Origin of the sequence: Nitrosococcus watsonii C-113 (assembly GCF_000143085.1) — a bacterium.
Classification (GTDB): domain Bacteria; phylum Pseudomonadota; class Gammaproteobacteria; order Nitrosococcales; family Nitrosococcaceae; genus Nitrosococcus; species Nitrosococcus watsonii.
The window spans coordinates 969,294-986,540 of record NC_014315.1; the positions used below are offsets into that span (position 1 = coordinate 969,294).

General features: G+C 49.8%; 14 protein-coding genes. 12 read left to right on the top strand and 2 right to left on the bottom strand.

The annotated features are described in order from the left end of the window. The first annotated feature begins 2 nt into the window (after positions 1 to 2). From flhA to NWAT_RS04610, 8 genes are all read left to right on the top strand, one after another. Positions 3 to 2,075: a flagellar biosynthesis protein FlhA gene (gene flhA, locus NWAT_RS04575; protein WP_013219973.1), complete on the top strand. Its 2,073-nt coding sequence runs from the start codon at positions 3 to 5 to the stop codon at positions 2,073 to 2,075. Then, entirely contained in the window at positions 2,075 to 3,256 is a 1,182-nt protein-coding gene (gene flhF / locus NWAT_RS04580) for a flagellar biosynthesis protein FlhF (RefSeq protein ID WP_013219974.1), read from the top strand. The genes flhA and flhF overlap by 1 nt, the downstream gene beginning before the upstream one ends. Then, positions 3,243 to 4,166, top strand: a complete 924-nt coding sequence (locus NWAT_RS04585; RefSeq protein ID WP_013219975.1) for a MinD/ParA family protein — start codon at positions 3,243 to 3,245, stop codon at positions 4,164 to 4,166. Before flhF ends, NWAT_RS04585 begins: the two co-directional genes overlap by 14 nt. Beyond that, positions 4,163 to 4,888: an RNA polymerase sigma factor FliA gene (locus NWAT_RS04590; RefSeq protein ID WP_013219976.1), complete on the top strand. Its 726-nt coding sequence runs from the start codon at positions 4,163 to 4,165 to the stop codon at positions 4,886 to 4,888. The genes NWAT_RS04585 and NWAT_RS04590 overlap by 4 nt, the downstream gene beginning before the upstream one ends. A 317-nt stretch (positions 4,889 to 5,205) precedes the next feature. After that, positions 5,206 to 5,631, top strand: coding sequence for a DUF2802 domain-containing protein (locus NWAT_RS04595; RefSeq protein ID WP_013219977.1), 426 nt, complete (start codon positions 5,206 to 5,208; stop codon positions 5,629 to 5,631). 436 nt (positions 5,632 to 6,067) lie between these two features. Continuing rightward, positions 6,068 to 6,754, top strand: coding sequence for a pentapeptide repeat-containing protein (locus NWAT_RS04600; protein ID WP_232420210.1), 687 nt, complete (start codon positions 6,068 to 6,070; stop codon positions 6,752 to 6,754). Positions 6,755 to 7,370: 616 nt separating this feature from the next. Beyond that, positions 7,371 to 8,588 carry a TerC/Alx family metal homeostasis membrane protein gene (locus NWAT_RS04605; RefSeq protein WP_013219980.1) on the top strand — a complete coding sequence of 406 codons (1,218 nt, stop codon included), beginning with the start codon at positions 7,371 to 7,373 and terminating at the stop codon, positions 8,586 to 8,588. A gap of 37 nt (positions 8,589 to 8,625) precedes the next feature. Next, positions 8,626 to 12,102, top strand: a complete 3,477-nt coding sequence (locus tag NWAT_RS04610; protein ID WP_013219981.1) for a mechanosensitive ion channel domain-containing protein — start codon at positions 8,626 to 8,628, stop codon at positions 12,100 to 12,102. 110 nt (positions 12,103 to 12,212) lie between these two features. Here the strand turns inward: NWAT_RS04610 and NWAT_RS04615 are convergent, their stop codons facing one another. Continuing rightward, complete coding sequence (locus NWAT_RS04615; protein WP_013219982.1) at positions 12,213 to 13,109, bottom strand: class I SAM-dependent methyltransferase; 897 nt, start codon at positions 13,107 to 13,109, stop codon at positions 12,213 to 12,215. 79 nt (positions 13,110 to 13,188) lie between these two features. Between NWAT_RS04615 and NWAT_RS04620 the strand changes: the two genes are divergently transcribed. Together NWAT_RS04620 and NWAT_RS04625 are read left to right on the top strand one after the other, a co-directional pair. Next, on the top strand, positions 13,189 to 13,905 hold the full coding sequence (locus NWAT_RS04620; RefSeq protein WP_013219983.1) for a vWA domain-containing protein: 717 nt from the start codon (positions 13,189 to 13,191) through the stop codon (positions 13,903 to 13,905). Positions 13,906 to 13,910: 5 nt separating this feature from the next. Continuing rightward, positions 13,911 to 14,669 (top strand): DnaJ domain-containing protein, encoded by a 759-nt coding sequence (locus NWAT_RS04625; protein ID WP_013219984.1) that lies wholly within the window; start codon positions 13,911 to 13,913, stop codon positions 14,667 to 14,669. Positions 14,670 to 14,677: 8 nt separating this feature from the next. Here NWAT_RS04625 and NWAT_RS04630 read toward each other — a convergent pair whose 3' ends face one another. Continuing rightward, positions 14,678 to 15,217, bottom strand: a complete 540-nt coding sequence (locus NWAT_RS04630; protein ID WP_013219985.1) for a GlcG/HbpS family heme-binding protein — start codon at positions 15,215 to 15,217, stop codon at positions 14,678 to 14,680. Between the two features lie 121 nt (positions 15,218 to 15,338). On the opposite strand from NWAT_RS04630, the gene NWAT_RS04635 reads away from it, so the two are divergent. Further along, entirely contained in the window at positions 15,339 to 15,812 is a 474-nt protein-coding gene (locus NWAT_RS04635) for an SRPBCC family protein (RefSeq protein WP_013219986.1), read from the top strand. 134 nt (positions 15,813 to 15,946) lie between these two features. Continuing rightward, positions 15,947 to 17,218, top strand: coding sequence for a PQQ-dependent sugar dehydrogenase (locus NWAT_RS04640; RefSeq protein ID WP_013219987.1), 1,272 nt, complete (start codon positions 15,947 to 15,949; stop codon positions 17,216 to 17,218). The last annotated feature ends 29 nt before the right edge of the window (positions 17,219 to 17,247 follow it).

The window sequence follows — 17,247 nt, forward strand, 5'->3', positions numbered from 1 at the left end:
TTATGAATACTGCTGCTGTTCGCGGACACCTGCGCGAGGCGGGCCGTAATGGTCTAGGCGCGCCCATATTATTGCTTCTGATGCTTGCCATGATGGTGTTGCCGTTACCGGCGGCGCTCCTTGATCTGCTGTTTACTTTCAACATCTCGCTGGCTTTGGTGGTTCTGTTAGCCGGAGTTTATGCTCGCCGGCCCCTGGATTTTTCTTCTTTTCCCACGATACTTTTGCTTGCCACTTTAATGCGGTTGGCCCTGAACGTGGCCTCCACCCGGGTGGTATTGCTAGAAGGACATACAGGTTCGGATGCGGCTGGTAAGGTTATTCAAGCCTTTGGCGAATTCGTAATTGGCGGGAATTACGCCGTTGGCTTGGTGGTCTTTTTGATCTTGGTCATTATCAATTTTGTGGTGGTGACCAAAGGGGCAACCCGTATCTCCGAGGTGAGCGCCCGGTTTACCTTGGACGCCATGCCTGGCAAGCAGATGGCCATCGATGCGGATTTGAATGCCGGCCTGATCGATCAAGAAGAAGCCCGCCTTCGGCGCGAGGAAGTTGTGCAGGAGGCGGATTTTTATGGCTCCATGGATGGCGCCGGCAAGTTTGTTCGCGGCGATGCCGTTGCTGGCATTTTGATTTTGCTGATTAATGTTGTGGGAGGGCTTGCGGTGGGCCTCTTGCAGCATGATCTTTCTTTTAGCGAAGCCGCCCGGAATTATACTCTACTGGCCATTGGCGACGGCTTGGTTGCCCAGATTCCTTCCTTGGTGTTATCTACTGCCGCGGGTATTCTGGTGACCCGGGTTTCCCATGCGCAAGATATGGGCAACCAAATCTTGGCCCAATTATTCAAGAATCCTAAATCATTGGCGGTGGTCACCGTTGTGCTGGGAAGCATGGGACTTATTCCTGGAATGCCTAATCTGGCTTTCCTGGGGTTGGCTTTGCTCTGCGGCTTTGGAGTTTGGTGGTTGAGCAAGCGGCAGAAAGCGGAAGCGGCTCCCCCTCCTCCTATGGTTGCTCCCTCGGAAACGCCGGAACTGTCCTGGGAGGATATTCCGCCCGTGGATCCCATCGGCCTTGAAGTTGGCTATCGCTTGATTCCCTTGGTAGACAAGGCTCAAGGGGGGCAGTTGATGGGACGTATCAAAGGGGTGCGGAAAAAGCTCTCCCAGGATTGGGGTTTTCTGATTCCGCCCGTCCATATTCGCGACAATTTGAATATAGCGCCTATTGCCTATCGAATAACCTTATTTGGGGTCACGGTGGGGGAGGCAGAAGTTTTTCCCGAACGGGAGATGGCGATTAACCCGGGTCAGGTTTTTGGCAAGGTGGAGGGAACCCCGGCCCAGGACCCAGCATTTGGCCTAGAAGCCCTATGGATTGAACTAGCCCAGCGGGAACAGGCTCAGATGCATGGCTATACGGTCGTGGATGCCGGTACGGTAATCGCTACCCACTTAAGTCAAATTCTGCAAACCCATGCTCATGAATTATTGGGCCGGGAGGAAGTGCAGAAGCTGCTAGAAAATTTGGCTAAAACGGCACCCAAGCTGGTTGAAGGACTGGTTCCAGAGATCTTGCCATTGAGTATCGTGCAAAAGGTACTGCAACAGTTGCTGGAGGGGGGCGTTCCTATCCGTGATATGCGCACCATCGTCGAATCTTTGACGGAGCATGGACTGCGAAGTCAAGACCCCGCCATCTTGACAGCCATGGTCCGCATTGCCCTAGGCCGATTTATTACCCAATGTTTCAATGGCTTAGAAAAAGAACTCCAGGTTATTTCCATATCTCCTGCCCTGGAACAATTATTGCTTTCGTCTTTACAGACAGCTAATGAAGGGGGAGGACTGAATATGGAACCGGGTTTAGCAGAAAAATTGCACCTTACGCTGAGAGACAGCGCCCAGCGACAAGAGGCGGCTGGAAAGCCGGCTATTTTATTAGTTCAGGGCGTATTAAGGCCCTGGCTCGCACGCTTTGTCCGGCACGCTATCCCTGAGCTTAAAGTGTTGTCCTATAACGAGATACCGGAAGATAAACAGGTGCGTATCGTCGCCAGTGTGGGCAATTAATGAAAATCAGGCGGTTTACGGCTCCGGATGTGCGTCAAGCTATCCGGCAGGTACGGGAGGCGATGGGAGCAGATGCCGTCATCTTATCCAATCGCCCGGTTGGAGAGGGTGTGGAGATTGTTGCTGCCACGGATTATGAAGACACTGCGCCCAAGCAAGCTCTGGATGCTCAGCGCCACGATGGGGCGGAGCCTCTGCCAGAAAAAAGAACCTCTTTTGCAGCCCAGAACGGCGGGTCTCAGGAGCCAATTCTCCTCGAGATGCGCCAAGAGATGAAAAATTTACGCAATCTAGTAGAAACACAGTTATCGGATCTCGCATGGGGTGAAATGGGACGCCGCAATCCTTCTAAGGCGCAACTGCTCCGTCGATTAATGAACTTGGATCTAGCTTCCGATCTTTGCCAACAATTGGTTGCTCAGGTGAATAATGAAGGTGCTCCCCATCAAATTTGGCAGCAGGCATTGAAGGGATTGACTGACCTCATTCCTATTGCTAACGATGATATTTTGTCCGATGGCGGCATCATCGCCCTTGTGGGTCCGACGGGTGTGGGAAAAACTACCAGCGTGGCCAAGCTCGCGGCGCGCTTTGCCCTTTGCCATGGCCTCCATAGTGTTGCTCTGGTGACTACTGATTGTTTCCGCATCGGCGCCCAGGAGCAGTTGCATACCTATGGCCGCATTCTAGGTATTCCAGTCAAGGTGGCCCATGACCGGCAGACATTACAGGAAACCTTGGAATATTTGGCGGATCGGCGATTAGTGCTTATTGACACGGCAGGTATGAGCCAGCGGGATATGCACCTTACCGAGCAATTTTCCATGCTTGCGGGCGGTACCCTAGCAATCAGGAACTACCTAGTGCTCTCCGCCGCTACCCAATTCTCGGTGCTAGATGAAGTAGTACGGAAATTCAATCGGATAGATCTTGCTGGCTGTATTCTTACCAAACTTGATGAGGCAGCCAGCCTCGGCGGAATGGTGTCCACTGCTATTCGTCATCATTTACCTTTAGCCTATGTCTGCAATGGACAGCGGGTGCCGGAGGATTTTGCTCCAGCTTGCGCCCAAAATGTTGTTCATTTACTCAGCGAATATGCTCATGAGAAGGAGAAGGGATTAGCAGATAAGGTTTTGGCTCAAACTTCTAGCAGGGCTGGCGCTTATGCTCATGTCTGAAGCACGAATTGATCAGGCCAGCGGCTTGCGGCAGATGGCTCATCCCGTTCGGGTAGTGGCGATTACCGGCGGTAAAGGGGGCGTTGGTAAAACCAATGTTTCAGTCAATCTAGCAGTAGCCCTGGCTAATCAAGGCCGAAAAGTGATGTTGCTAGACGCTGATTTAGGGCTAGCGAATATCGATGTGTTATTAGGGTTACAACCTGCTTATAACTTGGCCCATGTGGTTAATGGGGAATGTTCGTTAGAGGACATTATTCTCCTTGGGCCGGCGGGAATAAAGGTTGTGCCGGCGGTTTCAGGCGCACGGGCTATGGTGTGTCTTAGTCCGGCGGAACACGCGGGTCTCGTCCATGCTTTCAGTAAACTCGGTATGGCTCTGGACGTCTTGCTAATCGATACTGCCGCTGGCATTTCTGACAGTGTGATTAGTTTTTCTCGGGCGGCTCAAGAGGTGTTGATGGTCGTTTGTGACGAGCCCGCTTCTATTACCGATGCTTATGCCTTAATCAAGATATTGAGCAGGGATCATCGACTGTATCGGTTTCATATTCTTGCCAATATGGCTCGCAGTATTCAGGAGGGTAGGGAATTGTATGACAAGCTTGTCAAAGTCACTAACCAGTTTTTGGATGTGACATTGGAGTTTTCGGGAGTAATACCTTATGACGATTGCCTTCGTAAAGCGGTGAAAAAACAAAGCGCGGTGGTGAGTAGTTATCCCAGAAGCAAATCGGCAGTAGCTTTCATGCATTTAGCCCAGAAGACGATTCGTTGGCCAATGCGGAGAGAACCTGGAGGACATCTAGAATTTTTTGTAGAGCGCCTAGTGCAATCTAGTCTGTATGCCGTGGATGGGCCGGCTAAAGCTTATGCCGGAGATTCTTATAGTAAAGGGGAATTATCATGAATGGGGTTGTTGCTTACGCTACTCGTACGCAAGAGAAGATGAGAGATGATGAGTTGGTTACTCAGTATGCACCGTTGGTTAAGCGTATTGCTTATCATTTGTTAACTAGGCTGCCGCCTAGTGTGCAATTGGATGACCTTATTCAGGCGGGTATGATTGGCTTGTTAGAGGCCGTTCGCAATTACAATGCTTCCCAAGGGGCAAGTTTTGAGACGTATGCGGGAATCCGTATTCGGGGTGCCATCCTGGATGAGATCCGCCGTAATGATTGGGCGCCCCGCTCGGTCCATCGTAAGGCGAGACAGGTTGCCGAGGTCATGCGGGAAGTTGAAAACCGTGAAGGTCGGGACGCGCGGGATTATGAGGTCGTTGAAGAGCTGGGGTTGCCACTTAATGAATATCATCGACTATTGCAAGATGCAGGCGGTTATCGGGTATTTAGCCTGGACGAATTCAACGAAGGTGAGGAGGCGGAGCCTCTAAGCGCTCCCTTAAAGGGTCCCTACGAGGGATTGCAGGATCAAAACTTCCGTGGGGCATTAGTTGAGGCTATTGAGGGGTTGCCGGAGCGGGAGCGATTAGTGATGTCGCTCTATTATGTTGAGGATCTCAATCTCCGGGAAATTGGCGAGGTACTAGGGGTGAGCGAGTCACGAGTTAGCCAAATTCACAGTCAAGCCGTTTTGCGCCTGCGATCTCGCCTAAGTGGGTGGCTGAATTAAGCTGCTGATCGCTCTATTTTCCCTGGATATTGTTAGTGTGCGGGAGTTCTATGCACATTTGAGGGGCCTGTCACGAGTAAGCGGACATTGAAGCCATCACGCGGGACATCATCGGGGGAGGGAAGGCGTCGGGACCGGCCTGTATGTGACATAGTGGGGCAATCTTTTAGCCGGCGCACATTGGAGGTAGGGGTTCCCCTCGGAATTGGGTTCAGATCAACAGTGGAGAGCGTGCCACCCTCCATGCTTGGTAAAAAGACAGATATGAAAAATTTCAAAATCATACTTAATCCGAGTATGTCAGAGTTGAGGTAGTGATGGAATTAGATTGGTTGCTTTTGTCCGTGACGGGAATATTGCTTATCTTAGTGCTTTATTTGAACTTTATTTTGCACCGGACTGGCCGGGAACTGGAGGAACAGACTACCCATCTTCAGCAATTACAGCGGGATTTCGAGGTTTTTTGCACTGCTGGGGACGAGTTGGGAAAGCAAGTCGTGCGATTGGAGCTGCGGGTAAAAAAGCTTGCTGAATGGCAAGATCAAATTAATTTACATACGCCTGAAGCACGCGCCTATAGTCAAGCAATAAAGATGGTGCGCAGCGGTGCCGATATTGACCAATTAGTTGCCCGCTGTGGATTATCTCAAAATGAAGCAGAGTTAGTGTATTTATTACATAATGCAAGCTCGGAGTCAAATACTGTATCGGAACAGACTAAAGCAAAAATTTCTTCTTTGTAATATAATGCGTGTAAATACATATTTGTAATGGTTATCATTAAGGAAGCAGTAAGAGCGGTGTTGATTCTTGCCTAGAAATAGTCGTTTTGGGTCAACCCATTACCGGCTTTGTCGTTCGTCCTCACTCCATAGCAGGGTGAGCGGATAGGATTAACCCCTCCGATCATTATCAGGCAGTAGTTGCCTGATCAGCAGCGGCAGGTCAATTTTATTTTTTTCGCCTAGAGCTTATCCAAGCTTACATACATTATCCATCACCAGAATACCCTGATCACGCGCTACCTGAGCAGCGACTTTCTTTTACTGCCCTTCTCGCAACTCCAAGTCGGGTAAACCGGGTAACTTTTTATATTAAAAACTAATCTTTAGCTACTATGTCTAATGTTCGGTGAAAGCAAAACATGATAAAAGTAAGACTGGGTTTTTTCCGGGCTTAGTGAAACAAGATGAAGCGGGGTACCTCTGGGATGACCGTCGCTCGGGGTATGATCGCCGTAAATTTAAGAAGCGGCGTTCTCGCTTTGAGCAGCGCGGGAAGAAAGATCGGCGCTCTCCTGAGCTTCCTGAAACCATTCGATACCGCATAGCACGAACCCAGCTCAGAACTCAATTAGAAGCGTATCAGATTAGCCATGTTAAATACCGTTTCATTGGGGTAGTTGTCTTGGTGATCGCTGTTTTCCTGGGAGGAATAATTTCTTTATCGCCTATTAGAGCGGAGAAGGGCTGTGATGTGCTCCCACGTCCAGGTGTCAATTGGAGTAACTGCCTTCTTCCAGGGAAAGATTTGGTAGCGGCTAATCTGAGCGAAGCCAATCTTCACAACTCATCATTTACAGGTGCTGATTTGCGTCGAATTTCTCTAGCTTCAGCTACTTTGACCTATGCTAATATGGCTTCCGCAAACCTGGCCTATGCTGACCTTTCTAATGCTGTGCTGCGAAGTGCTAATTTGCAAGATGCTAATCTGGGCTATGCCAAATTAGATTATGCCGATCTTTCCTATGCTAATTTGCTAGGGGCTAATTTAGAGGGAGCTTCCTTACGAGGGGCAAAGTTAGATCATGCTGTATGGCCTGATCAACGTGAGTGTACGCCTGGCTCTGTCGGATTTTGCCGATAAAACCCTATATAAAGTAAATGCCGCCCCCCAGTCTCTGCCCCAAAGGAAATTTAAGAGTCCCTTCACTTTATTCTAACTTGTATTGAGAGAGATTCATATTAGTGCTATTGCCGTTCTCACTGATTAAATATCTCCCGTTAATACGGATCATCTAGTAACCACGTTTTTCCTAGGCACCCTTTCCTTCCGTCCGCTATGTCTTGTTTATGGCGATACACTATACTTGGAGTTCCGCCATGACTGATTTCAATTTTGTGCCTACAAGACGTCATCCGCCTGGAGACTTCGCGTTTCTCGGCAGTCTTCGACGAAGGCATCATCTGGATCTTGGGTTCTTGGGCGCTCCACGTGCTTTCACTTCAGGTGTTCCCCACCCTGGGCTGGGCTCCGAGAGCGAGAAAATGATAGCGGGATTTCATGGCAGAACGCGAGGAATTTGGCCCTCGCGCGACCTGCGTCCTTTCGCTTCGCATCGTTGCTAGGGGAGAGTTCACCTTCCATGGAAGACACCAATGAGCGTTATTCTTTCTTCTCTTGATCTTAAGGGAGTGGTTTCGTGCGGCTTTTAGTTATGAAAGTTTTTCTGCGTTTAGCCGACTATGGGGGATAATCAGTAATGACAGTCTCCATTTGGATCGGCGTTGTCGCGCTTATTATTGGGTTATTGGCCTTAGATCTTGTTGTTCTAAATCGCGGGGCACGCATAGTTTGCGTCAAAGAATCCCTGGTGTGGACAGTTACCTGGGTGGCATTGGCGCTTTGTTTTAATGTATTTGTATATTTTCTGTATGAGAATAACTGGCTTGGATGGAGTGATCTGGCCTCCCACAATGTTAGCGGACGGGAAGCCGCAATCCAATTCTTGACGGGCTTCCTGATGGAAAAATCCTTGTCGGTAGATAATATTTTTGTCATCGCCATGATATTTTCATATTTGAAAATTCCCGTAGTGGAGCAACAACGTATGCTGTTATGGGGGATTTTGGGGGCGGTTGGACTGCGTGTCATCATGATCACATTAGGCGTTGCATTGATGGCGCGTTTCCCCTGGATAGCCTATTTGTTTGGGGGGTTGCTCCTGGCAACCGCCGTGAAAATGCTGATGACCCGCCAGGGCAATGTCAACATAAGCCGTAATCCCTTGCTGATCCTGGTTAGAAAATTCTATCCTGTTGTAGATGATTTTAAAGGGGGGTATTTTTTTAGCACCCTAAATGGAAGCCGTGCTGTAACGCCCTTGTTGCTTGCACTGATTCTAGTGGTAAGCACTAATCTAATATTTGCCCTCGACTCTATTCCAGCTATTTTTGCCGTCACCCAAGATCCCTTTTTGGTCTTCACCTGTAATGTTTTTTCAGTGCTTGGCCTTCATGCCCTCTATTTTACAATTGCGGGCCATGTGGAGCGATTCCGCTACATTAAGTTGAGCCTGATTTTTATCTTGATCTATTTCGCCATAAAAATAACGTTAATTTATTATTACCCTATTCCAAATATTGTCTCCCTAGTCATTATTGGAAGTATTCTCACGCTGGGTATGCTTGCTTCTTTGTTGATTTCACCTCGGGATTCTGATGAGGGTGCCGCGCCGCTGTTTAACGACTTAGTTGTTTTAGCCGTTCTTAGTTATCGGCAAGCCCGGCGGATTGTGGTGCTTGTTCTCGGTACTTCGGTACTTTTAGTAGGGGTCGCAATGATTGTGCTGCCGGGACCCGCGGTAGTTGTGATCCCAATTGGTTTAGGCATTTTGGCCATTGAATTTGCATGGGCGAGACGGTGGTTGCAAAAAATACGTCAAACGGCTGGAAAAATTAGACAGCGTATACGACATTAGCTGGTTGGATTATGTGGGTATGAGGAAGCTGATAGGAATGCGAAATGATAAGGATATTCTTTTTGTCTTAAGGCTATTTTTAGCGCTTATTTTTCTCCTCCCTCCTGCTTTATTGGCAGAACTTGCTTCAGTGACATCGCCGGATGGATTAAATTCCTCCGTAGCCTTAGAGCAAGTCCGGAATAAGATGAGAGGGCTGGAAGAGGATCAAGGATTAGATGAGGCACAAAAGAAAAAGCTACTGGATTTATACCAGTTAACTAAAGAGCGTTTGCAGGCAGCTCAGGACTATGGGGACAAGGCTAGGGTTTATCGGCAGGCTATTGAAGCGGCGCCGGCCAAACTAGAAGAAATTAATAGGCACCTCGCTTCTCCAGGCACCGATAAGGCAATGGCAGCCTTGGAACAGATACCTACGGGAACCCCTCTCGCCGAATTAGAACAACAGCTAGCGGCAGAGCAGACTGAACTCGCTGCCCTAGAAAGCTCCCTCTCTGGGTTAGACAAGCAATTGCAAGAGCAACAATCTCGACCTCGGCAGGCCCGAGATCAGCTCATAGAGGTCAAGCAGCAGCAGGAGCTTATAGAAAATGACCTTAAAGCATTACCGCCGGGGGAAACGTCCCTTATTTCTGAAGCCCGTCAGCTAGCCTTGCGGGCACGGCTAGAGGTATGCCTCAATGAAATTGACATGCTTGAGCAGGAACTATCAAGTCACAATATCCGGTTGCAGTTACTGAGGGCACAACGGGATTTGACGGCACAGCAGGTTTGGCAAACCCAGGCGCGGATCAAGCTTCTTGAAGCATTAATTAGACAGCGGCGACGAGAAGAAGTAGGACAAATTCAGGAAGCTGCTGCCCGGGCAGAGCAGGAAGCTATTGGTAAACATCCTGCTATTCAGGAGCTGGCTGCGCAGAATGGCCGCCTCAGTAAAGAGTTTGCCACGTTAGCTGCGCGCTTGAGCCGCATTACTGCTGAACGCGAAGCTGCGGAAACCCACTTAAAGCAGCTGGAGCAGGACTTTAAAAATGCCCGGCAAAGTTTAGAAATCGCTGGATTGAATAAAGCGTTACAGCAGTTTTTGCAGGATCAACGCCGTAGTCTACCGGACCTTAGCCATTACCGAGAGGAAACCGAACAGCACCGGGTGGAGATGGCTGAAGTTGGTCTTAGCCAACTTCGAGTAGATGGACAGCGCCGGCAACTCAGCAAGCTTGAAGATGCCGCCAACCAGGTAATGGCGGAACAAGTGGGGCCGGACTTAGCTCCTTCCTCGCGAGAAGAAATTAAGGTAGAGGTGCGTAATCTGCTGAAAGACAGGCGGGCTTTATTGGATAAGCTTAGCGCTATTCAAGGTCAATACCTGCGCTCGGTGGGAAATTTGGAGTTTGTACAGCAGCAACTCGTGGAGAGGGCCAGGCAGTATGCAGCATTTTTAGATGAACATCTGCTATGGATTCCTAGCGCTGCTCCTTTAGATTTCCAAACGGGACAAGGTTTGCTAGCGGGAATGGCTTGGCTGTTATCTCTAGAGAGTTGGCGGGATACCGCCCAGGCATTGGGCTCTATTGCTATGGAAGAGCCCTTGTTGGTTATCGTGGTAATACTGATCTTTATTGGGTTACTTCAGCTGCATTATAACCTAAGCAGGATTTTAAAAGTTGCTACAGAGAGAATAACCATGCCCTATGCGGATCGTTTCAGCTTTACTCTCAGAGCCTTCATAGCTACCCTGCTGGCTGCGGCGCCCTGGCCCCTGCTGGTAGGTTTTATAGGATGGCTGTTGCGAGTTTCTCCGGAAGCTCCAGGCTTTGCTAAAGCGGTAGGTGCTGGACTGGCCGCTATTTCCCTGCCCCTGTTTTTAATGCATGGATTTCGCCTCTTGTGCCGCAGCCATGGGGTTGCCAGCGATCATTTTGGTTGGCAAGAGCAAACCGTGACACTCTGGCGGAAAAATCTTACCTGGGCGATTCCGGTGATGCTGCCGGCCTTGTTCGTGGCAACAGTGGCGGGTGCCGAAGCGAATGAGATGTATGCTGAAAGTCTTGGCCGGGTAGGACTATTAGTGAGCATGGTGGCACTCGCGGTCTTTTTTCAACGGATATTAAGACCTAAAGGGGGGATTGCCGAACGGTATTTAGAAGAGCAACCGAGAAGCTGGCTGTCTCGTTTCCGTTATGTATGGTATCCGGCTATTGTCTTTCTTCCTATCTTTTTAGCGGGCTTGGCGGTGGTAGGGTATTTCTATACCGCGCTCCATCTTAAAAATGAGATGGTTGTTACCTTATATCTGATCATCGCCGCCGCGCTGGTGCATGATTTAGCTATCCGCTGGCTTGAGGTGACGCAGCGTAAGCTGGCCTTGCTTAAAATGCGGGAGAGGCGGGAAATTGAACGAGTGACCCAATCTGCCAGAGAGGCGGCAGGCCGCTCTGGTGCGGGGGTCCCCACTAAACTGGACATTTACCAAGTGGACATTCAAACGGTTGATTCTCAAACCCGCCAGCTACTCCGGACGGTGGTGGTTTTATCCGTTATTGTTGGCTTTTGGCTTATTTGGGCGCCTACTTTTCCTGCGCTGGGTATCCTTAATGACGTTACCTTGTGGCATCATACCGTGGTTGTGGAAGGCGAAGAGGTGCAAAAACCTTTTACGCTTGCTAATCTGGCGCTAGCCCTGGTTTTGGCTTTGGTGGCCTTTGGCGCGGCCAGAAATCTTCCCGGTGTTTTGGAAATACTGGTGCTGCGCCGGCTTTCTTTAGTGCCTGGCAGCCGTTATGCCATTACAACCTTATTGCGCTATGCCATCGGGAGTGCCGGTATTGTCTTGGTATTTGATGCTGTTGGGGGCAGCTGGTCCCAGATACAGTGGTTGGTGGCCGCCCTTACCGTGGGGTTAGGGTTTGGATTGCAGGAAATTTTTGCCAATTTTGTTTCGGGCCTGATTATTTTATTTGAACGGCCCATTCGGGTTGGCGATGTAGTGACGGTAGGTGATATTTCGGGCACGGTTTCTCGAATTCGAATCCGCGCTACTACGGTAACGGATTTTGATCGTAAAGAACTGATTGTTCCTAATAAGTCTTTTGTGACGGATAGGCTAGTAAACTGGACTCTTTCTGATCCTATTACCCGGATCACGCTGAAGTTGGGAGTTGCTTATGGGTCGGATACTACCCTCACGCATCAGATCATTCTAGGGGTTGTTAACGCTAATCCCTTGGTATTGGAGGACCCTCCTCCTAGCGTTTATTTTGTGGGTTTTGGGGAAGGCACCTTAGACTTTATCGTTTGGGCCTTTGTGCGGGAACTAGGAAATCGTTATCCCTTAATGCACGAACTGAATACGGCTATCAATCGGGCCCTGGAAGAACAGGGGATTGAAATACCGTTCCCCCAACGAGACATTCATGTCCGTTCGATCAATATGCCACCACTAACTGGGTTAGATTCCCAGAGACCATCGGAGATGGATTATCCACCCTCACAACAGGAGGGTTCCGTTACCTAGCACGAGGGATGAGGATACCTCTTCGTACTGATTTTCAGTAATAATTATACCAATGCAGCCGGGTATAAAGTGATTCAATATAATTGGCGTCTCTAGCTATTGTGCAAAAATCAAGTTCTGATTCTAGCCAAAAAATCCCGGTGAGGAACGTGCAAGGAAATTTCCTGCTGGTAAACCTGATATCGTTTTCCCCCTAGCCAGCGTTGAAATAAATCCCACTGCTGGCTGTGGGGGCGGATTGATTCCGCCATCGCTTTTTCAAAAAAATCGAGTTTTGCCAAGAGCGCTTCTTTCTGTAAAGGTAGTATGTTCCACGCCGAAGAAGCACTGTTCACATTAAACCCGTTTTCCAGAAACAATTTTTCCATCTCCCGTCCACAGTGAGCTGCCATGGCTTGGCCAAAATGCTGGGGCCGGTGCATGAGGGATTCGTAACGGCAGCACCAGTGTTCTGTTTCCTTATCAGTAGGGTAAAATCGGATGCCTCGATCCAGATTGAGCGTAAATAAAAACAAGGGAGATTTCTCCGCCCATGCTTGCCGAAATAACTGAAGCAGCCTTTGAAATTGGCTGGCGCTTAAGAGATCGAAAACAGCGTTGGCTAGCACTAGATCGAAGGAGCTTTTATAAATGGGGCAATCCGGCGCTAAAAAATCATCCGCCAGAGGATGAACGGTGTTTATTTCTTCTCCCAAAAAATCAATAATGAATTGAGGGAATTGGCCTAAAAGCTCACTATCCCGTTCTACCAGCCACCACTGGGTTGAGGAAGGCAAAAGGTGGGCATAATAGCAAAGATTAGCTCCAGCACCTGCCCCCAGATCCAGGACCCGAAGCTGTTCCCCCTTTGACAGTTGGGTTAAAGCCTGAGCTTCAAGAGAGCGATCACGAGCAGCCCCATCCAATTGATAGCGGAGTCGAAGCCAATCGAAATGGGCCTTTTGATAAGATCCCTTTGGGTTATTGGAATGTATGTGTGTGACACTATTGTCCCTAATAAATTTCATTATTGAAACCTACACTGTTATTTGGCGCCTAATGACAATAAGAGTTTCTCTTTTGTATACGATAAATAATTAAAGTCAGATGACAGATAAAACCAGCAAATCACTCCGAAAACCATCCAGCAGCAGTGAGGTGGACGCCTTCCTCAAGAAAGTCGCTGCCATGCCCCAGATTAAATCTGGTAGCCGCCATGGCCGGCTAATCTTCGCCATGGATGCCACCGCCAGCCGGGAGCCAACCTGGGACCGAGCTTGCCATATTCAAGCCCAAATGTTCCAGGAAACAGCTGCCTTGGGTGGGCTGGAGGTACAGCTATGTTATTATCGCGGTTTTAAGGAATTCTCCGCCAGCCCTTGGCTCCGCCATTCCGATGCGCTTTTACGGCAAATGAACGCCGTTGCCTGCCGGGGCGGTCACACTCAAATTGAAAAAGTGTTGCAGCATACCCAGAATGAAACCCGGAAACAAAAGGTCAATGCCCTGGTTTTTGTAGGTGATTGCATGGAAGAAAGGGCAGACCGTCTCTGCCATATAGCGGGTGAGCTGGGCATCTTGGGTGTTCCCGTTTTTATCTTTCAGGAAGGCTATGATTTGGTAGCGGAACGAGCTTTTCGGCAGGTCGCTCAATTAACCCGAGGGGCCTATTGCCGCTTTGATGCTGCTAGCGCGGCTCAATTACGGGACTTATTAAATGCCGTGGCTGTCTATGCCACCGGAGGGCGGGCTGCCCTGGAAAATTTCAGCCAGCGCCAAGGGGGAGTCACGTTGCAGCTCATTCACCAAATCAAAAAAGACTAGCCTAGGTGCGTCCTATCGTTCTGCTTGCTTTACTTGGCCTCATCGGGGCTATTTTATTGCGCCGTTGGATCGCTAATACCCCCCGTCCAGTAGTGATACGGGCTATGCGCCGGACCGGTATCGCGCTAATCGTCGGCATCTTCCTGCTTCTTATGGCCACGGGCCGACTACCCTGGATCATAGCTCTATTAGGGGCTCTAGCAGCAGGGGTCACACGGTTGTTGCCTTTGCTTCGTTTTGTTCCTTTGCTGCAACGGCTATGGGCTCACCACCGCGCTAACGCGGGTTTTGGCAATCAGGGCGCTGGCAGCGCCGCCCCCCAGCAGTCCACTGCCGAGGCCCGGTTTGTGCGCATGACTCTGGATCACGAAACAGGGGAAATGAGCGGAGAAGTGCTGGCGGGCACTTTTGCTGGCCGATCAATGGATACGCTGGAATTGTCCGATTTAGCCCAATTGCTGTTGGAGTGTCAGGCCGCGGATGAAAAATCGGCCGCTCTCGTGCGAGCCTACCTAGAGCGGGTTTATGGAGAGGATTGGCAAGCTCAGGCCAGTGCTCAAAAACAGGGAAATACTTCCTCGGGGCAAACGGAAATGACCCGGGAAGAGGCCCATCAAATTCTGGGCTTAGCGGTGGGTGCCAGCGAGCAAGAAATTATGGCTGCCCACCGCCGACTCATGCAGAAAGTTCATCCGGATCGCGGCGGCTCCGATTATCTTGCCGCGAAAATTAACCAAGCTAAGGAAATATTGCTGGGAAAATAAGGAGATCGTTAATTTTTTTCTTGGTAAAGATCCGCGCCTAAAATTTCTAAGCCAGCGCGGGCGCAGTTCTCATCCAAAGCCCCGCCGGGAGCTCCCCCCACACCAATACCCCCGATGACTTCACCTTCCATCTTAATAGGTAGCCCTCCACCCAAAATCAGAATAGATTCGTTCATATCCCTTAGTGCTTGAATTTCGGGCTTTCGGGCAATAAGCAACGCCAGCTTTTGAGTCGATTCCCGTAGGCTCGCGGCTGTGTAAGCCTTACGCTGGCTGCTGTCGACGGTATGGGCGCCAGCTCCATCGGCCCTCAGTAGGGCTTTGATGACTCCCGCTCCGTCCACCACCGTTGCGCTCACCTGGTAGCCCTCTTTTTTGCAATGGTTCACCGCGGCAAGTACCGCTTTATTCGCTAAATCAAGGGGCAGTATGGATTGTTGTGGCAGCTCTTCCGCAAGCGCTAAACGATGAGCATTAATCAACAAACCCCACCCAAAAATCATTACATAGGAGAGGACTCTAACGTTTAATACCGCTTTATTCATCATAGAATTTTCTTCCAAATTGCCTGCTGGATACCGCTATTTTAATAGCGTTGCTCGGATAAGGGGAATTTTCTTGAAACCAAACCCCCTTTTGCTAATCTTAAAATATAGAGGAGAGAAAGCAATGATTAAAGTCCAATCAAGCATTCTCATTGATTGTCCAGTGGATGATGCTTTTCAGTACGTCTCTGCTGGTTTCTTTGAGAACTATCCCAAATGGTCCCCCGAAGTAGTGGAGCTAGAGAAGATAACCAACGGCCCCGTAAGGATGGGAACCATGGCCAGGCAAGTACGTATAGATAAGGGGCGCCGAACAGAATCGATTTTCCAGGTAACCGAGCATCAGCCGCCGTGGCAGATAGAGTTTGGAAGTCTTTCAAGTCCCCGCTATCAGGCACGGTATAATTTAGAGCCAGTGGCTGCTGAAAAGACCCATATCCGGTTTACTTTCGAATTGAGGCTGGAATTCTTTATGAGGCCCTTTGAGAATGTGATTGCTTCTGCTGTAAAGGCGGGGAGCCAAAACGTGGTTTGTAATCTAAAACAGTTACTCGAAGCGGAAAAACCCACCCAATCGATGACGGCATTGGTATTCTGAGGATACCGTGTCTGACTTCCTTCTCCCCTTGGAAGTGGCAATTTCTTGACTGTCGGCCTATTATTTTGTCTGGTTATCCATTATTAGCGTTATCTCAGCCGAATAATAGTGGAAGATATTCTTGGAGCAGACCTATGGCGAAATCACGTAATAATACCCTGGCTTGGGGTGTATGGTTATTATTTTTCTGGCTTCCTTTCTCTTCCGTCACTCTGGCCCAGCCGGTTTGCGATCCAGACAATGGAGGGCTTACCCTGCCCCAGGGTTTTTGTGCCCTTGTGGTTGCGGATAAAGTAGGGAAAGCCCGTCATCTTACCGTAGCATCCAATGGGGATGTCTTGGTCGCTCTTGACGCGAACAAAACATCCTCGGGTGGAGTGCTGGCGCTACGGGATACCTCAGGTGATGGCGTCGCTGACTTAAAGAAGCGCTTTGGCAGCGGTTCCGGGGATGATGTGAAATTCCATGATGGTTATCTTTATTTTGCGACTCACGAAAAAATTGTGCGCTATCCTTGGCGCAATAAAGATTTAGAACCAGCGGGACCGGCGGAGACTATCGTTGAAAAGCTCCCTGCTACCGCCAGCCACCAGGCTAAAAGCATTGCTTTCGGTCCTGAAGGCAAGCTCTATGTCAATATCGGTTCGCCCTCCAACGCCTGTCAGAAACAGGACCGCACCGCCGGCTCACCAGGGAAGGAACCTTGCGATGAACTTGCCACCCGCGCTGGAATCTGGCGCTTTGAGGCCGGCCAACCCAACCAAAAGCAGCAAGATGGCAGCCGTTTTGCCACGGGGCTTCGTAATACGGTCGCGCTAGCCTTGCGTCCCCAGGATGGTCAGCTATACGGCGTGATTCATGGCCGCGATCAGCTGAGTCTGTGGCCTCAATTCAATGATAGCCAGAATGCGGAAAAACCCTCGGAGGAACTGGTGCGCATCCAGGAAAACAACGATTTTGGCTGGCCCTACTGTTACCATGATCCCGCCCTTAACCAGAAAGTCCTGGCCCCTGAATATGGCGGAGATGGGAAAACCGTGGATCGTTGCCAGAAAAAACAACCTCCACTCCTAGCCTTGCCTGCCCATTGGGCGCCCAATGGCTTGCTTTTTTATTCCAGTGAACACTTTCCGAAGCGGTATCGGGGCGGGGCTTTTATTGCTTTCCATGGTTCCTGGAATCGGGCACCCTTGCCCCAGGGGGGTTATAATATTGTCTTTGTCCCTTTTAAGGGAAAGGACCCCACAGGCGAATGGGAAGTGTTTGCCGAGGGTTTCGCCAGCCAGCACAAGACTCCCCGCGCCGCTGAGCATCGACCGGTGGGCGTTGCCGAAGGCCCGGATGGTTCCCTCTATATTAGTGATGATCAGGGAGGTCGGATCTACCGTATTCTCTATAGACCATAGTTGTTTTGCATGCTTAATTTTAGCAGTGC

What these genes read in the sequence shown, in the direction of transcription:
- NWAT_RS04615 (WP_013219982.1), bottom strand. Translation starts at nt 13,109, where the DNA reads ATGAAATTTATTAGGGACAATAGTGTCACACACATACATTCCAATAAC.
- NWAT_RS04590 (WP_013219976.1), top strand. Translation starts at nt 4,163, where the DNA reads ATGAATGGGGTTGTTGCTTACGCTACTCGTACGCAAGAGAAGATGAGA.
- NWAT_RS04595 (WP_013219977.1), top strand. Translation starts at nt 5,206, where the DNA reads ATGGAATTAGATTGGTTGCTTTTGTCCGTGACGGGAATATTGCTTATC.
- NWAT_RS04630 (WP_013219985.1), bottom strand. Translation starts at nt 15,217, where the DNA reads ATGATGAATAAAGCGGTATTAAACGTTAGAGTCCTCTCCTATGTAATG.
- NWAT_RS04610 (WP_013219981.1), top strand. Translation starts at nt 8,626, where the DNA reads ATGCGAAATGATAAGGATATTCTTTTTGTCTTAAGGCTATTTTTAGCG.
- flhF (WP_013219974.1), top strand. Translation starts at nt 2,075, where the DNA reads ATGAAAATCAGGCGGTTTACGGCTCCGGATGTGCGTCAAGCTATCCGG.
- NWAT_RS04605 (WP_013219980.1), top strand. Translation starts at nt 7,371, where the DNA reads ATGACAGTCTCCATTTGGATCGGCGTTGTCGCGCTTATTATTGGGTTA.
- NWAT_RS04640 (WP_013219987.1), top strand. Translation starts at nt 15,947, where the DNA reads ATGGCGAAATCACGTAATAATACCCTGGCTTGGGGTGTATGGTTATTA.
- NWAT_RS04585 (WP_013219975.1), top strand. Translation starts at nt 3,243, where the DNA reads ATGCTCATGTCTGAAGCACGAATTGATCAGGCCAGCGGCTTGCGGCAG.
- flhA (WP_013219973.1), top strand. Translation starts at nt 3, where the DNA reads ATGAATACTGCTGCTGTTCGCGGACACCTGCGCGAGGCGGGCCGTAAT.
- NWAT_RS04620 (WP_013219983.1), top strand. Translation starts at nt 13,189, where the DNA reads ATGACAGATAAAACCAGCAAATCACTCCGAAAACCATCCAGCAGCAGT.
- NWAT_RS04635 (WP_013219986.1), top strand. Translation starts at nt 15,339, where the DNA reads ATGATTAAAGTCCAATCAAGCATTCTCATTGATTGTCCAGTGGATGAT.